This window comes from Microbacterium sp. LWO14-1.2 (assembly GCF_038397715.1).
GTDB lineage: Bacteria > Actinomycetota > Actinomycetes > Actinomycetales > Microbacteriaceae > Microbacterium.
Genome location: NZ_CP151633.1, coordinates 1,972,915 through 1,987,612, shown reverse-complemented (window position 1 = coordinate 1,987,612; position 14,698 = coordinate 1,972,915). Strand labels below are relative to the sequence as shown.

General features: G+C 69.8%; 12 protein-coding genes. 4 read left to right on the top strand and 8 right to left on the bottom strand.

The genetic code is table 11. The features are described from left to right. Positions 1-54: 54 nt before the first annotated feature. The 3 genes from MRBLWO14_RS09600 to MRBLWO14_RS09590 all read right to left on the bottom strand — a co-directional run bounded on the left by MRBLWO14_RS09600 (position 55) and on the right by MRBLWO14_RS09590 (position 5,622). Positions 55-3,174 carry an LPXTG cell wall anchor domain-containing protein gene (locus MRBLWO14_RS09600; protein ID WP_341932929.1) on the bottom strand — a complete coding sequence of 1,040 codons (3,120 nt, stop codon included), beginning with the start codon at positions 3,172-3,174 and terminating at the stop codon, positions 55-57. Between the two features lie 260 nt (positions 3,175-3,434). After that, positions 3,435-4,979, bottom strand: coding sequence for a helix-turn-helix transcriptional regulator (locus MRBLWO14_RS09595; RefSeq protein ID WP_341932928.1), 1,545 nt, complete (start codon positions 4,977-4,979; stop codon positions 3,435-3,437). Positions 4,980-5,082: 103 nt separating this feature from the next. Next, positions 5,083-5,622: a helix-turn-helix domain-containing protein gene (locus tag MRBLWO14_RS09590; RefSeq protein WP_341932927.1), complete on the bottom strand. Its 540-nt coding sequence runs from the start codon at positions 5,620-5,622 to the stop codon at positions 5,083-5,085. An 89-nt stretch (positions 5,623-5,711) separates the two neighbouring features. Here MRBLWO14_RS09590 and MRBLWO14_RS09585 point away from each other — a divergent pair, with 89 nt between their 5' ends. Beyond that, positions 5,712-6,659 (top strand): SDR family NAD(P)-dependent oxidoreductase, encoded by a 948-nt coding sequence (locus MRBLWO14_RS09585; protein ID WP_341932926.1) that lies wholly within the window; start codon positions 5,712-5,714, stop codon positions 6,657-6,659. A gap of 33 nt (positions 6,660-6,692) precedes the next feature. Here MRBLWO14_RS09585 and dnaB read toward each other — a convergent pair whose 3' ends face one another. Next, the gene (gene dnaB / locus MRBLWO14_RS09580) at positions 6,693-8,066 is read right to left on the bottom strand and encodes a replicative DNA helicase (protein ID WP_096713560.1); all 1,374 of its coding nucleotides are present in this window, start codon (positions 8,064-8,066) and stop codon (positions 6,693-6,695) included. A 542-nt stretch (positions 8,067-8,608) separates the two neighbouring features. Here dnaB and MRBLWO14_RS09575 point away from each other — a divergent pair. Together MRBLWO14_RS09575 and MRBLWO14_RS09570 are read left to right on the top strand one after the other, a co-directional pair. Continuing rightward, the gene (locus MRBLWO14_RS09575) at positions 8,609-9,610 is read left to right on the top strand and encodes a hypothetical protein (RefSeq protein ID WP_341932925.1); all 1,002 of its coding nucleotides are present in this window, start codon (positions 8,609-8,611) and stop codon (positions 9,608-9,610) included. A 107-nt stretch (positions 9,611-9,717) separates the two neighbouring features. Then, positions 9,718-11,565, top strand: coding sequence for a chaplin family protein (locus MRBLWO14_RS09570; protein ID WP_341932924.1), 1,848 nt, complete (start codon positions 9,718-9,720; stop codon positions 11,563-11,565). Between the two features lie 403 nt (positions 11,566-11,968). Here MRBLWO14_RS09570 and rplI read toward each other — a convergent pair whose 3' ends face one another. Genes rplI through rpsF form a run of 4 tightly spaced genes read right to left on the bottom strand, consistent with a single transcriptional unit; the run spans position 11,969 to position 13,614 of the window. Continuing rightward, complete coding sequence (rplI, locus tag MRBLWO14_RS09565; protein ID WP_096713563.1) at positions 11,969-12,421, bottom strand: 50S ribosomal protein L9; 453 nt, start codon at positions 12,419-12,421, stop codon at positions 11,969-11,971. An 11-nt stretch (positions 12,422-12,432) separates the two neighbouring features. After that, positions 12,433-12,687 (bottom strand): 30S ribosomal protein S18, encoded by a 255-nt coding sequence (rpsR, locus tag MRBLWO14_RS09560; protein WP_096713564.1) that lies wholly within the window; start codon positions 12,685-12,687, stop codon positions 12,433-12,435. A gap of 49 nt (positions 12,688-12,736) precedes the next feature. Next, a complete protein-coding gene (locus MRBLWO14_RS09555) occupies positions 12,737-13,240 on the bottom strand; it encodes a single-stranded DNA-binding protein (RefSeq protein WP_096713565.1) in 504 nt (167 codons plus the stop codon). A 5-nt stretch (positions 13,241-13,245) separates the two neighbouring features. Then, entirely contained in the window at positions 13,246-13,614 is a 369-nt protein-coding gene (rpsF, locus tag MRBLWO14_RS09550) for a 30S ribosomal protein S6 (protein WP_096713566.1), read from the bottom strand. Between the two features lie 228 nt (positions 13,615-13,842). Here rpsF and MRBLWO14_RS09545 point away from each other — a divergent pair, with 228 nt between their 5' ends. Beyond that, on the top strand, positions 13,843-14,547 hold the full coding sequence (locus tag MRBLWO14_RS09545; RefSeq protein WP_341932923.1) for a hypothetical protein: 705 nt from the start codon (positions 13,843-13,845) through the stop codon (positions 14,545-14,547). Positions 14,548-14,698 lie beyond the last annotated feature (151 nt).

Genomic DNA, 14,698 nt, shown 5'->3' with positions numbered 1-14,698 from the left:
GACGCGACTGTGCGGTGCCCGCGTCACCGCGGGCACCGCACAGTCGTCAGGGCGTCAGCCGATCAGCTGATCGGCATCCTCCGTCGCGCGCTTCCGGCGGATCAGGAGCAGAGCCGCACCGCTGGCGAGCAGCATCAGCGCGGCGACCACGACCCACGCCGCGACCTCGCCACCGGTGACGGCGAGCGGGACGCCGGGCGTCTCGACCGACACGATCGACGGATCGGAGGTGAAGGGGTCACCGCCGGGGGTGGTGCCGCCGGCCGTCGCCATGTTGCGGATGGATCCGGCATCCAGATCAGCCTGCGTCACCGAGTACGTCGCCGTGCAGGTGACCTGCGCGCCGGGGGCGAGCGATGCCGCTCCCGCGGGGCAGGTGACCGCCGACAGCGTCCCGGTGCCGGTGAAGCCGGTCTCGTTCACGACGATGTCGGTGAGCGTCAGGTTGCCGGTGTTGGTGACGACGAACGAGTAGGTGATCGCCTGTCCGACAGCCGTCGCACGGTCGATGCTCGCGGTCTTCACCACGTTCAGACCGGGAGCCGGCGCGCTGGGCACCGACACCTCGGACTCCGGCGACACGGGGTCGGGGCCGGTGGGCGGTGTGCCGGTGGCGGTCGCGGTGTTGGTCACCGTGCCCGCGTCGACGTCGGCCTGCACGACCGTGTAGGTCGCGGTGCAGGTGACCTGAGCGCCGGGAGCGAGAGACGCGGCCCCGGCCGGGCAGGTGATCGCCGACAGGTCGCCCGCACCCGAGAAGTCGCCTTCGACGACCTCCACGTCAGCGAGAGTGACGTTGCCGGTGTTCGTCACGAGGAAGGAGTACGTGATCTCCTGCCCCACGGCGATGTCGTCCTGCGCGGCCTCGTCGGCGGACTTCACGACCGTGATCGCGGGTGCCGGCGGGATGTCGACCGTGATCTCGTCCTCGGGCGAGACGGGCGGCGGCGTCAGCGGGTTCGGCGGGGTGCCGGTGCTGGTCGCCGCGTTCGTGACCGATCCGGCGTCGACGTCGGCCTGCGTCACGACGTAGGTCGCGGAGCAGGTGACGGAGGCGCCGGGGGCGAGGGATGCCGCGCCTGCAGGGCACGCGATCGCCGAGAGGTCGCCGGTGCCGGAGAAGTCCGTCTCGGTGACGGTCACGTCGGTCAGCGTCACGTTGCCCGTGTTCGTCACGAGGAACGAGTACGTGATCGTCTGGCCGGCGGCCGTGATCGTGGTCGGGTTCGCGGTCTTCTCGACCTCGAGCGCGGGTGCCGGCGGCACCTCGACGACGACCTCGTTCGAGGGGACGACCGGCGGCGGCGTCAGCGGGCTCGGCGGGGTGCCGGTCACCGATGCGGTGTTCGCGATCTCACCGGCGTCCACGTCGGCCTGCGTGGCGACGTAGGTCGCCGTGCAGGTCACGGAGGCGTTCGGCGCGAGCGTCGAGGCGCCTGCAGGGCAGGTGATCGCGGACAGCTGCCCGGTGCCCGAGAAGTCGGTGTCGGTGACGGTGACGTCGTTGAGCGTGACGTTGCCCGTGTTGGTGACGAGGAAAGAGTACGTGATGGTCTCGCCGGCCTCGTCGATCGTCTCGACGTCCGAGCTCTTCACGATCGTGAGGGCGGGAGCCGGGTCGACCGACGGGATGGTGACCTCGGACGGGGGCGATACGGGCGGCGGCCCCTGCGGCGGGGTGCCGGTCGCGGTCGCGGAGTTCGTGATCGAGCCGTTGTCGACGTCGTCCTGCGTGACGGTGTACGTCGCCGTGCAGGTCACGGAGGCAGCCGGCGCGAGGTTCGCCGCGCCCGCCGGGCAGACGACCGGCGAGAGGATGCCGGTTCCGGTGAACCCGGTGTCGGTGACCTCGACGTCGGTGAGCGCGACGTTTCCGGTGTTGGTGACGACGAAGGAGTAGGTGACGGCCTGGCCGGCGGTGAACTGCTCCTCCGAGGTGGGGGTCGCCGACTTCACGACGCGGATCGCCGGTGCCTGCTCGTCGAACACGACGGTGGTGTCGGCGGGCGGGTTGAGACCGGTGCTGGTGATGTTGTCCGGACCGTTCGTGAACGAGCCGGCCACCGGCGACGTGACGTTGACCGTGATCGCGCACGAGGCCATCCCGGCCGTGAGGTTGCCCGAGGCCGTGATCGTCGTGCCGCCCGCCGGGGCGTTCACCACTCCTGCGGGGCACGTGGTCACGGCCGCGCCGTCGGCGATCGTCAGACCTGCCGGCAGGGCGTCGGTGAGCGACCAGCCGTTCTTGGCGGCCAGGTCGGCGGTGTTCGTCACGGTGAGGGTGAGCGTCGAAACCCCACCGGCGACGACGGATGCCGGGCTGAAGACCTTGTCGAGCTGCGGCGTGACGTCGAGGATGCGGATGTTGTCGAAGGCCGCGTCGTTGCCGACACCCGAGCCGTTCGCGTTCGTCATGCGGATGCCGAGGCTCGACCCCGAGAACAGCACCGAGCCGTTCGAGGTGTACGTGCCGACGTTGACGGGCTTGGCGGCGACCGGTCCGACGGCGGGCGCGTCGACAGTGGTCGTCGACGAGCAGGCGTTCAGCACACCGCCGACGTTCGTCGCCGTGCCGCCCTCGTTGAGGAAGGCGAACTGGTACTGGGGTGCAGAGACCCCGCAGTTCACGGCGGCCGTGTCGACGCTGAAGGTCAGGAACCGGCCGGACGGCTGAGCGACCGGGATGTTGTTCACGGTCTGGAACTCGATCGCGTTCGCGCCCGGGTTGCCCTCGGTGTACGCGGCGACGACGTCGTTCGTGTTGGGATTCGCTGCGCCGCTGTGGACGCCCAGACCGTACGCGAGCTGGCGCAGGTTGGCCGAGCTGACTGCGCTGGCGCAGTTGCCCTGCGACGTGTACGGGATGTTGAAGTTGACGATGGCGCCGTTGCAGTTCGTGAGCCAAGCGGTGTCGGCCGTGTACGTCTGACCGCCCGCGCCGACGTACGAGGTGAGCACGACGGGCGCGGTGCCCGGACCGTTCTCGAAGTTCTCCTCGAAGACGACGCTGTTCGGCTGCGGTGTGCCCGGTGTGCCCGGCGCCGCCTGCGCGGCGGTCGCGACGCCGACGAGCGAGGCGCTCGCCAGAGCCAGAAGCCCGAGGGCGGCGGCGATCCTGCGCCCCGTCTCCCGTGCCGATGATGGGCGCGAGCGCCCCCGGTGGTTCCTTCGCATGACTCCCTCCCCGTCTACCCGTGGGGCAGACCCTGTGTGCATGCGGCGCTGTCGTTCGGGTGCGCCGCTCGCACCGATGAGCGCGGCTCCACAACGCCGCGATGACTGCGGATCGGTTCGCGGGTGCAACTGCGCGACCGAGTCCAGGGGGAGTCTTTCAGCGGGGCGGGCATTCAGCTCAGGCACAGGAAGCGAATTCACCCCTCCGACCGATATATCACCCCTGGGTCGGAAGAGCGGCGGACGGCAGACGGCGCGGATCAGCGCCCGAGTTGGAACAGCTGCTGCAGTTGGGCCCTGTTCGACACCCCGAGCTTGCGATACGCCGTGCGCAGGTGGGTCTTCACGGTGTTGACGCTGACGTGGTGGTCGGCGGCGATCTCGACGTTCGACCGACCGGCGACCGCAGCGCGCACGACCGCGTTCTCGCGTCTCGTCAGAGCGTCGGTGCCCGCGATCGCTGCGTTGTCGACGACGGCGCGCAACCTGTCGGCGATGTCGTGGTCGCCGCGTTCGTCCACGAGCTCGGCGAGGCGCTGCCGGGTCTTCGCCGATCCGAGGGCGAGGGCCGCGTGGCAGCGATTCCAGCTCGCCAGCGCCGCCGCGCGGCGCAGCAGTTCGTCGCGCTGGTCGACGACGTCGGTGTCAGCAGCGATCAGCAGCGAGGGGACGAGCACGCGCGGGTGCGCACTCGAGGCCTGCAGCAGGGGTGCGACGACCGCGCGCGCCTCCGCACCCCGGTCGAGGGCGAACAGCCGGAAGGCGTGCAGTGTCGCGCCGGTCTGCCGCACGACGCTCGACGCGGTGTCGACCGGCAGATCCCCGAGCGCCCGAGACGCTCGCTGCGGCTGATGCAGGATCTGCAGGAGCAGGTACCGCACGATGCTCGAGTACTCGGCGTTGAGCGGGACGTTCGCATACTCCGGGGCGAGCCCGCCGACGAACGCGTCGAACTCCGACAGCAGCGCCTGCGCGTCGCCGGGGTCGTCGGGCGTCAGGAAGGCGCGGAGCGCGAAATACGGCCCCCAGTAGTCCGGAGCGAGACGGATGTCGACGCCGGAGAGCACGACACGGGCGGCGTCGGGTTCCAGGCGCTCGGTGTGGAGGATGGCTTCCGCCAGTCGCGCGGGAGTGACGGCGTCATCCGCCCACCAGGCGCCCTCGGGGATCTCCGGCATCCTGCCGAGCCACTCCGCGGCGTCCCGACCGCGACCGTGCAGGGCGTGGATCAGCGACGCGGCGCCGACCGAGCGGGAGTCCACCATCCGATTGCCGACCGACACGGACCAGTCGTGGCTCTGCGCGAACTGCTCGAGAGCATCGTCGAACCGGCTCACGAGCAGGAACGCGACGCCCCAGTGGTAGTGGAACTCGGGGAGGGCGTTGGCGAACGTCGGGATCACCTCGACGGGGATGCTGCGCAGCATCGACACCGCGGATTGGGTGGCCCTGACGGCATCCCGATGACGACCCGCCCCGCGGGCGACGGCGATGCGTCCCGTCAGCGCGGCCAGACGGTCGAGCGGCGCAGCGGCCGGGTCGTCGGAGATGATGTCGGTGTACGCGCGCCCCTCCGGTTGGCCGTCGAAGGTGCGCCGCAGATACTGCTCGGCGAGGCGGAGCCGCGAGTTCTGCGCCAGCACGTCCGGCGGCAGTGCGCGGATGACGTCGATCACCGCCTGCGGAGCGTCCTGCACGAGGGCGCTCCACTCGTCTCGGAGCAGCACGAGGACTGTATCCCAGTCCTCCGCCTCACGCGCGTCCTGCAGCGAACGCAGGACGGCGCTGTCGATCGGTGTGCTCATGAGTCTGTCCTCCCCAACAGAGTCGTGATCCCACGAGTCTCGCAGAACGCAGGAGGTCGCTTCGACCCAGGAGCAGCGGCGGGCGCCACTCGGAAAGCGGGAGTCACTCAGGTCGGATGCCGCCGAGGAGGACGTCGAGGAACAGGCGACGGTCGCCGTGGTCGCCGAGGCGGACGGCGTGCTCGACACCGCAGATGAGGTGCTCGAGCTGGACGATGGTGAGGTCGTCGCGCACCAGCCGCTCGCGGCGCGCTCGGTCGAGCACGGCCTCGAACGACTCGAAGATCTCGACCTTGAGAGCCCGCACGTCGTCTTCCTCGTCGTCGGGCGAGAGCAGGACGGCCTGCAGTCCGCCGTCTTCCAGCTGCAGGGCGAGGGCGTTCTCCAGGAAGGTCGCGAGAGCGGAGCGGGTGTCGTCCTGCGCGGAGGCGGCGCGCGCGATCTCGACCATGCGCTCCAGCGTCTCGACGGAGAGCGCCTCGACGAGCGCATGCACGGTCGGAAAGTGGCGGTAGACGGTCCCGACACCGAGCCCGGCGTCTCGGGCGATGGCGTTCAGGCTCAGAGAGCTGCGCGGATGCTCGCGAGCGACATCGAGGATCCGCTGGCGGCTGCGCACCGCATCCGCCCGCACCTGTCGCATGAGAAAAGTCTAGCAGTTCAAGCGGATAGTGAATCCGTTTGTGCTATGTTCAAGCGGATAACTCATCCGATTGACTCGAAGGATCCCCCGTGACCTGGAACCCCGCCCACCTTCCCGACCAGAACGGTCGCACCCTCGTCGTCACGGGTGCCACGGCCGGCATCGGCTACTTCGCCGCCGAGCAGCTCGCCGGCGCCGGCGCAGACGTCGTGCTCGCCTCACGCTCCGCCTCCAAACTGGAGCGCGCCGCGGCGTCGATCCGCGACCAGGTGCCCGGCGCGTCCGTGCGGAGCGTCGTCGTCGACCTCGCCTCTCTCGAATCGATCGACCGCGCGGCCGACACCCTGCGCTCTCTCCCCCGCCTCGACGGACTGCTGCTCAACGGCGGCGCCATGACGCTGACGAAGGCCCGGGGCGCGACGACCCAGGACGGGCTCCCGCTGCTCCTCGGCACCCACGTCGTGTCGACCGTGCGGCTGCTCGCCGGCATCCTGCCCGCTCTCGTCTCCTCGGCCGAGGCACACGCCGCCACCGGCCGCATCGTGCACACGTCCACCGGATTCGTCAGCCGTTTCCCGGCCGATGTGTCCGACCCCGCCCGCGTCCCGCGACTGGCGATCAGCGCGTACACGAAGGCCAAGACCGTGACCGAGGTGTTCGCCTTCGAGCTCGACCGACGACTGCGTGCGAACGAGGTGCCCGTCCAATCACTCGTCGCCCGCCCCGGCGTCGGCGTCGATGCGAAGACCCCCGAGCGCGCCGGCATCCGCGACTCCACGACGCCGTACCAGCGCAATCCGTACACGCCGTGGGCGCAGGGCAAGGACACGGCTGCGTGGTCCTCGGTCCGCGCCCTCACCGATCCGCAGGCCGAGGGCGGGGAGTACTACTCGCCCACCGGGGCGTTGCGCGGGCAGCCGATCCGCATCACTCCGCTCGCGCGCACGCACGACCCCGACCCCGAGGCGGCGGCATCGGTCTGGGCGCAGCTGGAAGACCTCGCGGGCGTGACCATCCCGGTGCCTGCGCTGCGGTGACGGCCGCCGCGAAAGCGCGGCGGTCACGACGACTCAGTTGAAGTCGCCGCCCGGGGCCATGTCGGCGAAGCGCGAGTAGTGACCCTGGAACGCGACGGTGATCGTCGCGGTCGGACCGTTGCGGTGCTTCGCGACGATCAGGTCGGCCTCACCCGGACGCACGTCCTTGTCGTAGACCGAGTCGCGGTGCAGCAGGATGACCATGTCGGCGTCCTGCTCGATCGAGCCGGACTCACGCAGGTCGCTGATCGCGGGCTTCTTGTCCTGCCGCTGCTCGGGGCCACGGTTCAGTTGCGAGAGGGCGATGACGGGAACCTGCAGTTCCTTGGCGATGAGCTTGAGGCTTCGCGAGAACTCCGAGACCTCCTGCTGACGCGACTCGACGCGCTTGCCCGAGGTCATGAGCTGCAGGTAGTCGATGATGACCATCTTCAGACCGGCGCGCTGCTTGAGTCGCCGGCACTTCGCGCGGATCTCGACGAGCGTCATGTTCGGGCTGTCGTCGATGTAGAGCGGAGCGTCGTTGATGCGCCCGCGGGTCGAGGCGACGGTCGTCCAGTCGCGCGGGTCGAGCGTTCCCTTGCGCATGTTCTGCAGGGGGATCGCGCCCTCGGCACTGAGCAGACGCATGGCGATCTCGCTCTTGCCCATCTCGAGCGAGAAGAAGATCGACGGGTAGTCGTGGCCGATGGAGGCCGCGCGCGCGAAGTCGAGGGCGAGGGTGGACTTTCCCATGGCGGGTCGGGCGGCGACGACGATCATCTGTCCGCCGTGCAGGCCGTTGGTGAGCTCGTCGAGCTCCCGGAAACCGGTGGGGATGCCGGTCATCGAGCCGTCGCGCCCGTTGGCCGCCTCGATCTCCTCGACCGCCGCGTCGACGGCCACCGTGAGCGGCACGTAGTCCTCGGCCGTCTCCGACCCGGTGACCGAGTAGATCTCCGCCTGGGCGTTGTTCACGATGTCGGTCGCATCGCCCTGACCGTCGTACCCGAGCTGCACGATGCGCGTGCCGGCGTCGACCAGACGACGCAGGATCGCGCGCTCCGAGACGATGCCCGCGTAGTAGCCGGCGTTGGCCGCGGTCGGGACGATCGAGGTCAGCGTGTGCAGGTAGTCGGCGCCGCCGGCGCGACTCAGCTCGCCCGTCTTGATGAGCTCGTCGGTGACGGCCACGACGTCGGTGGGCTCGCCGTGCGAGTAGAGCGAGAGGATCGCCTCGTAGATGAGCTCGTGCTTGGGGATGTAGAAGTCGGCGCCCTTGAGCGTCTCGATCACATCGGCGACGGCATCCTTCGACAGCAGCATTCCGCCGAGCGCGCTCTGCTCGGCGAGCAGGTCGTGCGGCGGGGTGCGCTCAGGCTTGCGCTGGCCCCCGAGGCGCTCCTCGGAGATGTCGGCGATCGACACACTGCTCCCTTCGCTGCGACTGTCCCCCGGTGCGCGCCGCGACCGCGTCGCGCTCTGATTCCGGCCGGAGGACGATCTGCGCAGCAAATCACAGGCCTCCGACATCGGGTCGCTGGACCACGCTACGAGCGGGTGTTTCCGGTCGCAACACGGGCTGTGGATAACCATGTGGAGAGCGTGCGGAGAAGTCCGGAGTGTCTGTGCAGAACGGGTGTGGATAACCCGGTGGAGTACTAGTCGCGCGAGTTTTATTTTGCGGTTTGATCGGGGCTTTACCCTTTCCCCACCCTGTGGATGGGAAAGTGCTTCAAGTGAACATTGAAGGTTCATCGAATCGCGAGCGGGATGTGTAGAACCTGGGGAAAGTCAAGCGGGGATTTCACCGGGCGCGTCGGCCGCCCGCGACCTCGCTGATGCGCCGTGAACCATCGTTCAATTCACGCGCGCGGGGGTCTAGACAAGCCGGTATTCCGGGAGTATCGTCGCCCCCACATCAACGCAGGATGCATCGGAACGAAGGTCTTTCGGGGAGGGAAGCCGACGTGAACGCTCAAGCGACCCGACGCGGCGTACCCGCCGCCGTCCTGTGGGGTGGCGTGGGCGCTGTCGCGTGGGCCGCGATCACGATCCTCACGGGTGGCTCCTCCGCGCACGCCGATGAGCAGTCCGATGCCCCCCTTCTCGACAGCGTCTCCTCGCTCGTGAGCCAGACCGTCTCCACCGTCGGCAGCACCGTGACCGCTGTCACGCAGCCCGTGGTCACCCAGGTCGTGGCTCCGGTCGTCACCGAGGTCGTCGCTCCGGTCGTCACCCATGTGGCAGCGCCCGTGCAGCAGGCGGCCCCGGCCGTGGTCGAGACCGTGACCGAGACCGTCGCGGCCGTTCCCGTCGTCGGACCGGCGACCGCACCCGTCGTCGAGACCGTCACCGACACCGCTCAGGCCGCCGTGGCTCCGGTCACCGACCTGCTGCAGGATGCTCCGGTCTCGCAGATCGTCCGCCCGGTGCAGGATGCCGTCTCGGCCCTGCCGATCGTCGGCAGCCTCATCGACGGCCTGGGCGTGAACACCCTGCTCACCGACGTCGTGGGCGTCGTCGACGAGACCACTGCCGTCGTCGGCGGGGTCGTCGAGAACACGCTTCCGCCGGTGCTCGTCGCCCTCGATCCTGGGTCGGGCATCGCTGCGGATCGCCCTGATTCCGCGGCATCCGCCGTGTCGAGCTCGCACCCGCGGGGCACCCGTGCGCCCGCTGCCGCGACACCAGGGAACCCCGCGACCGCCGCAGTCGAGCCGGTAGCCACCCCCGCTGCCCCGGCCACGAGTGTGCCCGCATCCGACGAGGAGAAGGCCCCGTCTCCCTCGCACGGCGGTTCGCCCGCCATCCCCGCGTCCGCCGGCTCCGGCGGCGCCTCCGGTCTCTCCCACGCGCGTCTCAGTGACGTGGGATTCCCCGCGCTCCGTGCCGTGGAGCGCACCCCCGGTGCACCCGACGACGTCCTGCCGACGTCGCTGGTCGCCGACACCGACGTCTCTCCTGACTGACGGGTGGTCCGGTCGCTCCTCGTGAGCGACAGATGCCGTGCTGCGCGCGCACTCACCCTCGCGCGCACCCACATCGGACACCCAATTCCAGTCAGGAGAAGGACATCATGCGCACCATCCTCAAGCGGGCCCTCTGGGGCACGCTCATCGCCGGCGGGGTCACCCTGTTCGGCGCGACGGCCGCCAACGCGGCCGACACCTCGGGAGCAGACGGACTGCTCTCGGGAACGCAGGCGGACGCCCCCATCTCGGTGCCCGTCACGATCGTCGACAACGCGATCTCGCTGCTCGGAGATTCCTCCGCGCAGGCGGCTCCGGCGCCCGCCCCGGCACCGGCACCCGCTCCGGCCCCGGCTCCCGCACCCGCTCCCGCTCCGGCTCCCGCTCCGGCGACGAGCGGCGCGGACGGTGTCGCGTCGGGCACCCAGGCGGTCGTCACCGTCACCGTCCCCGTGACGGTGAGCGGCAACGGCATCAGCCTCCTGGGCGACTCGTCGAGCGCTCCCGCAGCACCCGCACCCGCACCGGCAGCCCCCGCCGCCACCCCGTCGGTCACCACGAACGGCGCCGACGGCGTGCTCTCGGGTTCGCAGGCGCTGCTCGACGTCGACGTGCCGATCACCGTGACCGGCAACTCGCTCTCGCTCCTCGGCGACAGCGCCTCCACCGGACAGGACGCCGCGGCACCGGCATCCGGGTCCGGCACGTCGGATGCCGCAGCGCCGAGCACCTCGGGTGACGACGGCGTCGCGAGCGGCACGCAGGTCACCGCTCCCGTCACCGCCCCGGTGAACGTCAGCGGCAACGCCATCTCCCTCCTGGGCGACAGCTCGAGCGAGGGCGGCACGGCCCCGGCTGCTCCGGCCGGTTCCTCCGCACCCGCCACGGGTTCGACCACGACCGGAGACGACGGCATCCTGGGCGGCAGCCAGGTCACCGCTCCCATCACCGCCCCGGTGAACGTCAGCGGCAACGCCATCTCCCTCCTGGGCGACAGCTCGAGCGAGGGCGGCACGGCCCCGGCCGCTCCGGCCGGCTCGGGCACTCCGTCGACCGAGGCCTCGACCTCGGGTGACGACAGCGTCCTCGGCGGCACGCAGGTGACCGCTCCCGTCACGGCTCCAGTGACCGCCACCGGCAACGCGATCTCCCTCCTGGGCGACAGCGCCACCGACGGCGGCTCCACGCCGGCCGCTCCGGTCGGTTCGACGGCTCCGTCCACGGGCGCGACCACGAACGGCGACGACGGTGTCGCGAGTGGCACGCAGGTGACCGCTCCCGTCACGGCCCCCGTGACCGCGACCGGCAACGCCATCTCCGTCCTCGGAGACAGCGATGTCGCGGGCGGAACGGCTCCGGCCGCTCCGGCCACCGGCGGCACCTCGACCGGAGGAACCACCTCCGGTGACGACGGCGTCCTCGGCGGAACCCAGATCACCGCTCCCGTCACCGCTCCGGTGACGGGCACCGGCAACGCGATCTCCGTCCTCGGAGACAGCGAGGTCACCGGTGGCTCCACCACCGGAGCCCCGACGACGGGTGGCCCGACCACGGGTGGCGTGACCACCGGTGACGACGGCATCCTCGGCGGAACCCAGATCACCGCGCCCATCACCCTCCCGATCACCCTCGGCGGCAACGCCATCTCGGTCGGAGGCGACAGTACGGTGACCGGTCCCGGCACCGACCCCGGAACGGACCCGGGAACCGACCCCGGCACCGACCCGGGAACGGACCCCGGAACGGATCCTGGCACCGACCCCGGCACCACGCCCGGAACGACCCCGACCACGACGGCAGCTGTGCTGTCGTCGAGCGGAGCCGTGACGGCCGCCGGCTCGTCGCAGGGACTCGCCCAGACGGGTGACGCCTCCTCCACGGGTCTCGCCGCTCTCGCCGCAGTGCTGCTGCTCCTCGGAGCAGGGATGCTGCTGCGTCGCCGCCTGACCGTGTGACAGGTCCCGGCGGTGCAGTCGTCCTCGGGGGAGGAGGCGCCGCACCGCCGGTGCGCGGGTCCCGGGCCGTCGGGAGGGGGACCCCTTCCTCGCCCGCCGGCAGATCGCGACGCCGCGCAGCATGCGGATGCCCCGTGTCCCCAGCACGGGGCATCCGCCATGCCCTCGGCATCCCCCCTCCCGCGCCCCTGCTCCTCCCCGCCCCCCTGCTCCTCCCCGCCTGCGCCGAAACCCACCACCCCCGCCCAGACCCACCACCCCACACGTCGCGGTTGGTGGGCCTCGACGCGGAAGGTGGGTCTCGGCGGGGGACGGGGACGGGGGCGGGGGCGGGACGGCATGGGCGGGAATGCAGAACGCCCCCTGTCCCGAGGGACAGAGGGCGTTCTCGCGAAGACGTCGCTTACTTGGCGGCGACGACCTGCAGGGTGATGACAGCGGTCACGTCGTCGTGCAGACGGACGGTGGCCTCGTGCTCGCCGACCGACTTGATCGCGGAGGTGATGTGCACCTTGCGCTTGTCGATCGAACCGAGACCGGCGGCCGCGACAGCGTCGGCGACATCGGCGGTCTTGACCGAACCGAAGAGACGACCCTCGTTACCGGCCTTGACAGCCAGGCGGACCTTGGTGTCTTCGATCGAGTTCTTCAGCGCCACGGCCTCGTCGCGGTCGTGGATCGCGCGAGCCTGACGAGCAGCCTGGATCGAAGCGACCTGCTTTTCGCCACCGCGGGTCCACGCCGTAGCGAAGCCCTGGGGGATGAGGTAGTTGCGGGCGTACCCGTTCTTGACCTCGACCACGTCACCGGCGCTTCCGAGCCCGGCGACCTCGTTCGTGAGAATCAGCTTTGCCATGTCGGTACCCCTCAGCGGCCAGCGCCGGCGTAGGGCAGGAGAGCCATCTCGCGAGCGTTCTTGATCGCGCGAGCGATCAGACGCTGCTCCTGCACGGAGACACCGGTGATACGACGGGCGCGGATCTTTCCACGCTCCGAGATGAACTTGCGAAGGGTGGAGACATCCTTGTAATCGATGACACCGACCCGGATCGACTTCGCGGGAGCGGCGTTCTTCGCGCCCTTCCGCGGCTTGCGGCGGTCGCCGCTCGACTTTCCAGCCATTGGTTTTCCTTAGTTATGAGACGGATGCCGCAGCATCCGGAGATCTGTTTCAGAAGGGGGTGTCGTCGCCGAAGCTGCCCGGAGTGCTCCAGGCATCGGCGCTGGTCGACGAGCCGGGCGTGGACCACGGCTCCTCCGACACCTGCTGCTGGGCGGGACGGGACTGTCCGCCGCCGCCACCACCGTTCGACGCCGCACGGGTGACCTGCGCGGTCGCGTACCGGAGCGAGGGGCCGATCTCATCGACCTCCAGCTCGATCGCGGTGCGCTGGTTGCCCTCACGGTCCTGGTAGGAGCGCTGACGCAGACGGCCCTGCGCGATGACGCGCATGCCCTTGGTCAGCGAACCCGCCACGTGCTCGGCGAACTCGCGCCAGACCGACGCGCGGAGGAACAGCGCTTCGCCGTCCTTCCACTCGTTCGCCTGACGGTCGAAGTTGCGCGGGGTCGACGCGATGGTGAAGTTCGCCACCGGCAGTCCGTTCTGCGTGTAGCGCAGTTCGGGGTCGGCCGTGAGGTTTCCCACCACGGTGATGACTGTTTCGCCGGCCATGAGACTTACGCCTTCGCTGCCTTGGCGGACTTGCGAGCAGCCTTCTCCTCGGCACGCTTGGCCTCGGAAGCGATCATCGCCTGAGCTTCCTCGGCGCGCAGCACCTTGGTGCGCATGATCTGCTCGTTCAGCTTGAGCTGACGGTCGAGCTCCTGCGTGGCCTCGCTGGTCGCGGTGAAGTTGACGACGGCGTAGATGCCCTCGGTCTTCTTCTGGATCTCGTACGCGAAACGGCGCTTGCCCCAGACGTCGACGTTCTCGATCGAGCCACCATCGTTGGTGATGACCTTCAGGAACTTGTCGAGCGTAGGAGCGACCTGGCGCTCGTCGATCTCGGGGGTCAGAATGACCATGAGTTCGTACTGGTGCGTCACTTACCCACCTCCTTCGGACTAGAACGGCTTCCGGGACTTTCCCGGAAGCAGGAGGGTGTGTAGCACGTCGTCCGTCCGGGCATCCGAATGGGCGCCTGAGGGCAGACAACCTCGTCAGTCTAGCGGAGTTTCCTCTGAACTGCTCCCACCCGGTCGGGACCGGCCTGGCATGCTGGTGGGGTGCGTGCTGATCGTCAGCGCCCACAGACGACCGAAGGGGGAACGCGCATGCGCGTCAACAAGATCGGGGCCGGCATCGTCCTGGCCGCCGCCATCCTGCTCACCGGCTGTTCCGCACCCGCGGACGAGCCGAAGGACGACACCGCGTCGTCCACGCCCGCCGCGGAGGAGAGCACCGCTCCCGCATCCGACTGCCCGGAGCTCACCGAGGGTGCGACCGTCGACGGAGCCACGCTGGCGGAGTGCGTCTCCGCAGCCATGCTGGCGTCGGAGGGCTTCGCCGCGAAGATGACGACGCTCGGGATGGAATCGACCACCAAGTTCAACCCGGGCGATGAGGCTCTCGAGACCACGACGACCTTCGGGTCGATCATCGCCATCGGAGACGATGCGTGGGTGAAGACCACGGACGGCGAATGGCAGGTCGCCGATCCGGCGTCGAGCGACCAGATGGTGTCGACGCTGAGCACGGCGGCGAAGGCCACCGACCCGGCCGACCCGATGGGTGTCGCGGCGTCGCTGAGCGGCGAGTACACCGTCACCGGGAAGAGCACGCGTCTCGGCCAGGACGTGTACCTGGTGTCGGGAACGACCGAAGAGCAGGGCACGACCGTCAACATGGTCTTCGAACTCACGAAGGACTACGTCGCACTCGCGGCCACGGGCTCCACCGAGGTCCAGGGGCAGAAGCTCGAGAGCGTTCAAGAGATCACCGAGTGGGACGTGAAGCAGGACATCGTCGCACCGCTCTGATCGTCTGATCGGACGCGGAACCGAGCGGGTCGGGGCTGATGCCCCGGCCCACTTCGCTGTATCCGCGGTGACGCTGCGAAGGAGATCGCACGCTGCGAAGGAGCATCCGTCGTGTCGGGTCCTGCAATGCGTGCGATCTCCTTCGCTGCGT

Coding starts and splice junctions, on each gene's coding strand:
- MRBLWO14_RS09555 (WP_096713565.1), bottom strand. CDS start 13,240: ATGGCCGGCGAAACAGTCATCACCGTGGTGGGAAACCTCACGGCCGAC.
- rpsR (WP_096713564.1), bottom strand. CDS start 12,687: ATGGCTGGAAAGTCGAGCGGCGACCGCCGCAAGCCGCGGAAGGGCGCG.
- MRBLWO14_RS09545 (WP_341932923.1), top strand. CDS start 13,843: ATGCGCGTCAACAAGATCGGGGCCGGCATCGTCCTGGCCGCCGCCATC.
- MRBLWO14_RS09600 (WP_341932929.1), bottom strand. CDS start 3,174: ATGCGAAGGAACCACCGGGGGCGCTCGCGCCCATCATCGGCACGGGAG.
- MRBLWO14_RS09595 (WP_341932928.1), bottom strand. CDS start 4,979: ATGAGCACACCGATCGACAGCGCCGTCCTGCGTTCGCTGCAGGACGCG.
- rplI (WP_096713563.1), bottom strand. CDS start 12,421: ATGGCAAAGCTGATTCTCACGAACGAGGTCGCCGGGCTCGGAAGCGCC.
- MRBLWO14_RS09590 (WP_341932927.1), bottom strand. CDS start 5,622: ATGCGACAGGTGCGGGCGGATGCGGTGCGCAGCCGCCAGCGGATCCTC.
- MRBLWO14_RS09570 (WP_341932924.1), top strand. CDS start 9,718: ATGCGCACCATCCTCAAGCGGGCCCTCTGGGGCACGCTCATCGCCGGC.